This is a genomic window from Lentzea terrae, assembly GCF_003265345.1.
GTDB lineage: Bacteria > Actinomycetota > Actinomycetes > Mycobacteriales > Pseudonocardiaceae > Lentzea > Lentzea terrae.
In genome coordinates, this window is record NZ_QFWW01000013.1 from 400,927 (window position 1) to 408,984 (window position 8,058).

Genomic DNA, 8,058 nt, shown 5'->3' on the forward strand with positions numbered 1-8,058 from the left:
CCTACCAGCACAAACACCAGAACCCCAACAACTCCAACGCAACCAGGTGCCGTTCAGCGCCGTTGAGTGCCGTTCGACGACGTTCAACTACCTGCCCTGCTCCAGTTCCGCTCCAGCACGATCAGTGTGAAACAGACTCACCACGGGCGAACATCCGTTCATCGCGGCGACAACGCGATCACCGTGCCGGGACGAACCCAGCGCACGATCGACGCGAGCGTGCTCGCCGGGATCGCCACACAGCCAGCTGTCGGGGCACCGTTCGTGACGTGCACGAAGAACGCGCTACCCGCACCAGGAACACGCTGCGAGTTCACGCCCATCACCAGCGCGTAGTCGTAGACAGCACCGTGCTCCGCAAGGTTCTCCGACGTGCTCTCGTTGAACGGACATGTCCCACGAGCACACCGCTGATGGGTGTTGTAGTCGGGACTGTTGACGTCGCTGACCCACCAGTCCGAGCTGTCGATCCGGAAGTACGACACCCCGGCACCAGGATCGGCCTGCCTGCCGAACGCCCCCGTGATCGCGAAAACTCCGGCCGGAGTGGCGGACGAGGACTCCCCGTAGGAGGTGGAGATACCAGGCGAGCCGACCTTCGCCGGGGTCGCGCCGACCACCTGAGTCCAGTCGCTCGCGGACTTCTGCCACGTCGACAACGTGGCGTTTGAACCACCCGCACCCACGACCGAGATCACCTGGGTCGCACCGGCCACCCGACTGGCGAACCACGGCGGCTCAACACGAGGCTCCGTCTTCGCGGGCGCGGCCACAGCAGCCGGCCGCGGCACGGAGGAACTGGTGGACTTGGCCGCGCTGCTGACCGATGTCGTCGTGGGCGCGGTGCTGGAGCTCGGCTCCGCGGCCGAACTGGACGTGGTCAGCTCGGTGGATGTCGTCCACTGCACATCCGACTCACTGGTGGGAGAAGCCTGCGGCGACCCGTTGGCGGACGCCACCACGAGTGCCGCAACGGCCACCGCCGCCACCACGGGACATAAGACTCTAACCGCAAGGGGAAGCTTCGCGAGACGCCGAAACATGCCGATCTCTCTAATTGATGTGTTTTCTTCGATGCAGATCGAGCGCGGCTCGCAAGGCGTCAGCTTTAGCTTGAGTCCTCTTCGGAACAGAAGAGGAAAAGTTGTAAACCGCCAGCGAGCTGAGCCAATCCTCTTCGCCCGACTTGAGAACGAGGACGATATCGGCCTGTCTCAGGAAAACAAGGATGTCACCATGGGTGTGTCGGACCTCAACGGCATCCACGTCATCCCACGAAATGCGCCTGGTGCGTTCAAGATTGCGCACTTCAATACCATCCGGCGAATACTTCACGCCAGCAATGAGACTACGCCACGCGCCGTATCCACCCAGTATCGTCCCAAATATGCCAGCTGCTAGACCGAAAATCAGGGCCCCTACCTCGTCGGTTGCCGCATTCACAATTGTCGCGATGCCGATCAGCAGGAACACCAGCGCGATGGGAAGCATGATAAATCGCCACGGCGATCTCATGTATCCGCTACCGTTCAAAACGGCCCGACCCTTTCTTGGTCAACCGAAGAAAATGGCGAGAGTGTCGGTCACTATAGCATGCGCCACAGTGACCGACACCCTCAGTGCCTCAGTCGATCAGAAGAGACACTTCCTGAAATAGCAGTACGTTCCTCTGGAGACACCGGGGAACGCCGTTGCAACAGTGAGCGCCGTACGACCCTGCCAACCAATCCCACCCTTCTTGACGGAGTTGCGCCACCACGGTGACGTCACTTTCGGATTCGGCTGCCGCCACAGAGCGGGCTTGCCGTACTTGATCGTTCGGGTAAGCGCGGAACCGAGGGAGAATGTCACGGTGGTGAACACCGCGTCAGCGACGTTGGCTCGCAAGGACTTGCGGAACCCGTCTTTCTCAATTCGTTGCGACGCTCGGAAGCCGAACGCCGCGGCCTGCATCAAGCCGCATGCGGCGAGACCGACGGCGGGCACCAGGCACCCTGCGGTAGCGACGACAGTGGCGATCGTGCCACGGTTCTGCCACGCCCAGGATCCTGCCTTCTTCGCCCAGCTCTTGATGGCCCACTTGCCGTCGATGTCGGTGTGGTTGATCGGGTCACCGTTGACATAGTCGTAGTCGTTGGCACTACCACCCTCGACGGGGTCGACCGACAGGAACCGGGCCAGCAGCGGGCTGTACGGGCGAGCGCCCATCTGGACGATGGACAACGCGCCGGCGTGCTCGTACATCCGCTGGTGCTCACCTAGCCAGCCGTTGTCCATCTGGCCGGGCATGTTGTCCGGCACGTTGTCCGAATCGACAACGCCGTCGGACTTCAGCGGCTCACCGAACGGCGTGTAGGTCCGCAGAGCGCCGATCTGCTTGCCGTCCGCACCCGTGGTCAGTGCCAGATCACCGCGCACAGTCGGACAATCCAGCATGAAAGTGTTCGGCTTCCACGTGTAGATCACGCCGCCCGGTAGGCCGATGCTGCGAGAGATCAGTCGCATATCCGCCGACATCGTGAAATCTGCCGTGTCACCACTGCCCGTGTACCCGTAGCGCACGTCCGTGGAGGTGTCCCCTGCCGCAGCCGTCCGGCGGACGATGCGGTCGGTGGCGTCCCGGATGTACGAGATGTCCGCGGCATCGCTGCCGGTTACCCGCACCGCGATGTTGCGATCCGCACCGTCCCAAGACAGGTACGTGGTCGCACCGCCGGTCGTGTACTGCGTGGTGTTGCCGTCGTTGTCGTAACGGACATCGCTGACCACCGAAGCACCCACGGTGCTCAGCAGCCTGTCCGCGGCGTCGTAGCAGTAGCCGGTCTCGGCGACACCCGAGGACGTCTCGTCGAGCAGGCGCACCCGGTTCGTGTTGAGACCCGCGTTGGCCTGAGTGCCCGCGGGGCAACCCGCCGGGGCGTTCGACGTGAAGTCGTAGGTGTAGTGGTGACCAGCGACCCACGCCTCGGTCAGGCGGCCCGACGCGTCGTACACGTAGTTGGGCGCGTTCGGACGTGCGTCCACCCCGCCCAGCGACTCGTCGATGATCGTCCCCGCTCGAGTGCGCGTGACGTTCGAGTCGATCTGAACACCGTCACTCGTCTTCCAGACCTTCGCCAAGGCCCGCCCTGCGGCATCCGTACGGATCGAGGCCAGTGAGCTGCCACCCGTGTACTGGACGGACGCCACATCACCCGCGGAGTCGTAGGTGATCGACGCCAGCACCTTGTCGCCCAACGAGATCGTGAGCACGCGGCCCTCGTCGTCGTGGGTGTAGGTGGTGGTCTGCGCCGCGTCGGCCGCGTTCGGCGGGGTCACCTTCTCGGAGACGGTCCGCCCGGCCAGGTTGTAGGTGGTCTCCGTGCGCACACCGTTGGCGTCGGTGTACTCGACCACCCGGCCCAACAGGTCCACGCGCGTGGTGACCGTGCCGTTGGCATCGGACACCGAGGTGACCAGCGGGTCACCGTTCACGGCGTAGTTCGTCGTGACGGTGCGTTCCGGCGCCGACGATGTCGACGGGTACTTGACCGAGACCACCCGGTCACGGCCGTCGTACGTGGTGCAGGTCCAGGCACCGCTCGTGCCCTTCGCGACGATGCGGCCGGAGGCGTCCACGATCTGTTCGTCCTCGCGTGCCGAACCGGAGGCCGGTGCGGGCAACCGGGTGAGCTTGGCCATGCCGCCCTGGTTGATCGACTCGACCTCGGTGGTGCAGGGGTTGTCCCGCGTCTCCGTGTCGCCGTAGTAGACGTACGTCGACTGCGCACCGGACGGCATGGTCTTGCCTGTCTTACGCAGGTACCCCGAACCCGGCGCCTCGTACGAGGTGCGCGTGGTGCGACCGCCGGTCGTGACGCTGGTCGACAGGCCGTAGCCGGCGTCGAGACCGTTGTCGGTGTAGCTGGTCGACGTGGAGCTGTGCGGCACGCCGTCGGACTGGTCGTTCACCTTGGACGTGACCTGGCCGTGCCGAGGGCGCAGGTACGTGCCAGGCACGACCTGCTCGCTACCACCGGGCCGCGTCCAGAGCAGGTGCAGGTCACCCGGACCGCCGGTGTTGTTGTAGTCGATGCGGATGCGCTTGGTCGCATCAGCGGCCGGTGGCGTGTAGGTGCCGGTGTAGGGAGTCGGCCCCTGGTCCTTCCAGCCGTCGGCGACGAGCCGGTCGTCGATCCACAGCCGCACGCCGTCGTCACCGGTGACCTTCAGCGTGTACTGACCCGCGTCCGGGAAGGTGATCTCGCCGGTGAGGCGAGCGGAGTAGCCCGCGCCACCCAGCCCCGCCGCCGGTGGCGTCGTGCCGTCGAAGTGCGCGTCGACCACACCACCGGTACCGAGTCCGCCGGTGACGTACGTCTTCACCGGACCGGTCATGCTGGTGTTGTTCCACCACGACACGGCCAGACCTTGCATGCCCTCGTCGTAGTTGGTGCGGGTGTGCGGCATCGTGCCCACGCAGGCCGCAGTGGGCTGCTGTCCGTTGAAACAGCTCGCTGGCGCCGGCCCCCACATGTCGACGGGACGGTCGTTGCCGTCGTAGACCGTCGTGGACACCCTGCCGGCGGCATCGGTGGTGGTGAGCTGCTGATCCTTGCTGTTCCACGTCGCCGACGTCGTCTTGCCCGTTGCGTCGGTGGAGCTCAACTGCCGGTCGGCGTCGTCGTAGGTCACCTTCGTGGCGTAGCCGGAGGCCGGGTTCAGCCCGGCGATGTCCACGAAGGTCTGGCGGTTCGGCAGGTCGTAGCGGTAGCCGTGCTGGGGACGCTGCGCACCGGCCTGTCCGTTGGGTGCGGGCGCTTGCACGCTGGTCGCGCCCTTGCGGGTGCCGACCGTGCCGTAGTTGACGACCGTGTAGGTCTCGGTGATGTTGCGGGTGGCCGGGTCCTGCGCCGCCCAGTCCAGCCCTCGGGAGTCCCGGATCGCGCGCAGCGTGCCGTCGGCGTTGAAGCCGTACTCGGTGAAGTCGTTGCCGGGGTTCTCGACGCGGGAGATCGCACCGCTGCGGTACCACAGCACGGTTTGCGTGCCGTCCCAGTACTGGATGCGGCACAACATCTGCGACGGCGGCAACGCGTCCCAGCCCGACGGCATGGTGCGACCGCCATAACAGTCGTCACCCGGCCGGTTGTAGAACAGCTTGTGCGAGCGCTGCGACACTGGGTCGGTGATCTGCGCGAGCCGGGACGGCGTGCCGTTCCAGCTCATCACGTTCGCCGCGGGCTTGTGACTGTCCACAACAGACGACTCTGACGCGAGCGTGCCGTCGGCGTTGAAGCTGTAGACGTTCCCACCCTCGTGCAGCGTGATCTTACCTGCCGTGTCGAGGCCGAGAATGCCGTCCTGCCCCGCGGGAGGGGTGTAGGTGCCGGTGCCGGACTTGGTCCAGGTGTGCTTGGTACCGGTGCCATCGGTGAAGACGATCGTCTGGTCCTGCACCTGGGCCTTGGTGTACGTGGAGCCGTCACCGGTCAGGTTGGCGTTGAGCTGCCAGCCGGTCGGCAACGCGGGCAGGTCCTGGGTGTACAGCCACGAGGCCGGAATGATCTGCGGCGGCACCGCCTTGTTCGACGCCTCGTTCGTCTGCACGAACAACTTCATGCGGCCGGGACCCGAGGAGTGGTACAGCTCGGCCTTGATCGGCACCCGCTGCCCCGCCGTCAACGCGATCTCGGTGACCGGACCGTTCTGGCTCGTCAGCGCGAAGTTCACATCCGAAGCGTTCTTGTTGTTGTACACCAACGTGTTGTTGACCCAGATCTTCGCACCGTTCGCGTGCACACCACCGAAGTGATACGTGCCCGTCACCGGAACCTGGAAGAAACCCTCCCAGCGGCCGACGAACCAGTCCTGCGCCAACGCCGGCGCGAACACCGACTCCGTACCCCAGTCCGCGTTCACCTGAGGCTCGTTGCGGGTGAGCACCGGATTCGCATCCGGCGTGCCGGAACGAGTGGAGTCGTTGAAGTACGACGCACGCAGACCGAACGGCTCGTTCGCCTGAGAGTTGTAGCTGAACGTCAAGCCGGAGGAACCGCCGACCGTGTTGAACGTCGGGCCGCCGTCCTCGGTGTGGACGTTGCCGTTGGCCAGGTTCACCGTCACCGGGCCCAGCGTGTCCTTAGGCGCAGGACCGTTCTCACCGATGCGCTGGTCCACCTTGAAGTGGCCGGTCCAGTTGGGTGTCGTGGTGGTCACGCCGCCGTTGAGCGCGGTCAGCACCGTCCACGTGTAGGCCGTGCCGTCAGTGAGTACACCTTGCGGGACGGTCCAGGTGTTGCTCGTGATACAGCCGGAGTCGACGACGATGCCGGACTGCCCGTCCGCACCGGTTGCGACCTTGAAGCAGTACAGCGTGCCGTCGCCGGACGGGTTGCTCACCGGACTCACTGACAACGTCGGCGTCAGGCTCGTCATGACAGCACCGTCGGCAGGGCTCACCAGCGACGTCGCCGGCGGCGCGGTGCCGTAGTCGACGATCAGGTTCACCTGCATGTTCTTGTACGACCACTCACTGCCCTCTGAACCGGTGAGCATGAAGTAGGTTGTGTTGTCTCGCGCGTTCACCTTGCCGGCGATGAAGTCGGTCAGCGTCTTGGACTGGATCGAGCCCCGGTCACCGATCGGACCGGACGCCAGGAACTGACCGACGCCGTTGATGTTGAACGCGGTCGCGTGGTGCAGATTCGACTGCCACGACAGCATCGATCCGGTCTGCGCGTTGCGCCAGAAATCGTACCGGGCGCCGACGATGGTCTTGCCGAACAGTGGCGTGAAGTCGTGCTTGAAGGCCGTGCGCCAGATCGTGTCCCCGCCGTTCGGCCCGGACTTCGAGTTGCCCACCGCGATACCACAGTTCGTGCACTGGTAGCCGTCGGACTTGAACGCGATCGACTCGTCGTCGTTGTTGAACCCGTAGGTGTAAGTCGGGTCCACGACAACCGGAAACACGCGAGCCTTGTCGTTCAACCACTTCGGATCGATGGACACCGTCAGCAGCCAGGACTTCCCGTCCTGCTTCAGTGCGTACGTGCCGCCGGTCTGCGCCGGCGCCTTGTTGTCCTTGGCACTGCCGGAGGAGTCCCAGGTGACGATCGGCGGCAACGAGGCCACGATCTTGCCCTTGGCGTCCTTGATCAGCACGCCGTCATCCTTCAACGACGGAGTCAGCGAACCCGTGTCCATCCGGAACACCCAGCTGCTGGTCGACGTCGGCTTCTTGATGACGATGGATTCCTTGACGCTGCCCGGTTCGACCTCGTACTCCAGGTCGGTGTCCGGCAACACGTCCAGATAGGACGCCTTCGAGTCCTTGGTCCGCCGGGCGACGTTCTTGGCGCCCTCGAGCGAGACCGAGAACCGCTGCCCCACGTCGATCGGCCCCAGCGTGACAAGGCCGCGGTCCTCCGCGGAAGCGGCGAACTCCGGCGTCAGCTGGTGCGGCCCGGTCTTCGCGCGCTTCGACCCGCGATCCTCGGTCAGCCGCGTGTCCACCGCACGCCAAGCGCCCTTGTCATCCCGAACACTGACCGGCACTTTCGACAACACCGTCGACCGAGTGCCGTCCGAGTTGACGTAGTCGACCGACTTCTCCGCCCGGCCAACCTCCTTCGACGACTTCGCATCGAACTTCGAAGCGGCCTTGCCGGCATCAGCGCCCATCAACGGCCGGAAGTCACCCGCCGCCTTCGGCGAGTCGTGCTTGCGGCCCTCCTGCTGCGGGTTCGCCCACGACGACAACTCACGCGGATCGTGATATTTCGCCGGTGGCGCAGCCACCGCGATCGCAGGCACCGCCTGCACCACCGAGGCCACCAACGCCGCAACCAACACAGCGGAAACCGGCAATCTACCACCAGGTCTGTACGACCGTGTCATCCGTCTGGCACCAGGCAGAGTCATCCACACTCCCGTGAAAAGAGGAAACAACAGAGATCCCTCGGCACCGCGCCGAGGAAGACAGCCGTCACTGGCACGACGGGGTCAACCCGAGGGTTGAGCTGCGCCAGACGCGCGTGCCGATGCGGAAGAAGCCCAGATGAACCCAGGCCGAAGGCA

At 65.0% G+C, this 8,058-nt stretch carries 3 protein-coding genes; all 3 read right to left on the reverse strand.

Annotated features, from left to right (window positions below):
• Positions 1-158: 158 nt before the first annotated feature.
• The 3 genes from DI276_RS20475 to DI276_RS20485 all read right to left on the reverse strand — a co-directional run bounded on the left by DI276_RS20475 (position 159) and on the right by DI276_RS20485 (position 7,848).
• Positions 159-980, reverse strand: a complete 822-nt coding sequence (locus DI276_RS20475) for a L,D-transpeptidase family protein (protein ID WP_198680771.1) — start codon at positions 978-980, stop codon at positions 159-161.
• Positions 981-1,053: 73 nt separating this feature from the next.
• The gene (locus tag DI276_RS20480) at positions 1,054-1,491 is read right to left on the reverse strand and encodes a PH domain-containing protein (protein WP_157984834.1); all 438 of its coding nucleotides are present in this window, start codon (positions 1,489-1,491) and stop codon (positions 1,054-1,056) included.
• Positions 1,492-1,632: 141 nt separating this feature from the next.
• Complete coding sequence (locus DI276_RS20485; protein WP_232836784.1) at positions 1,633-7,848, reverse strand: PA14 domain-containing protein; 6,216 nt, start codon at positions 7,846-7,848, stop codon at positions 1,633-1,635.
• Between the last annotated feature and the right edge of the window lie 210 nt (positions 7,849-8,058).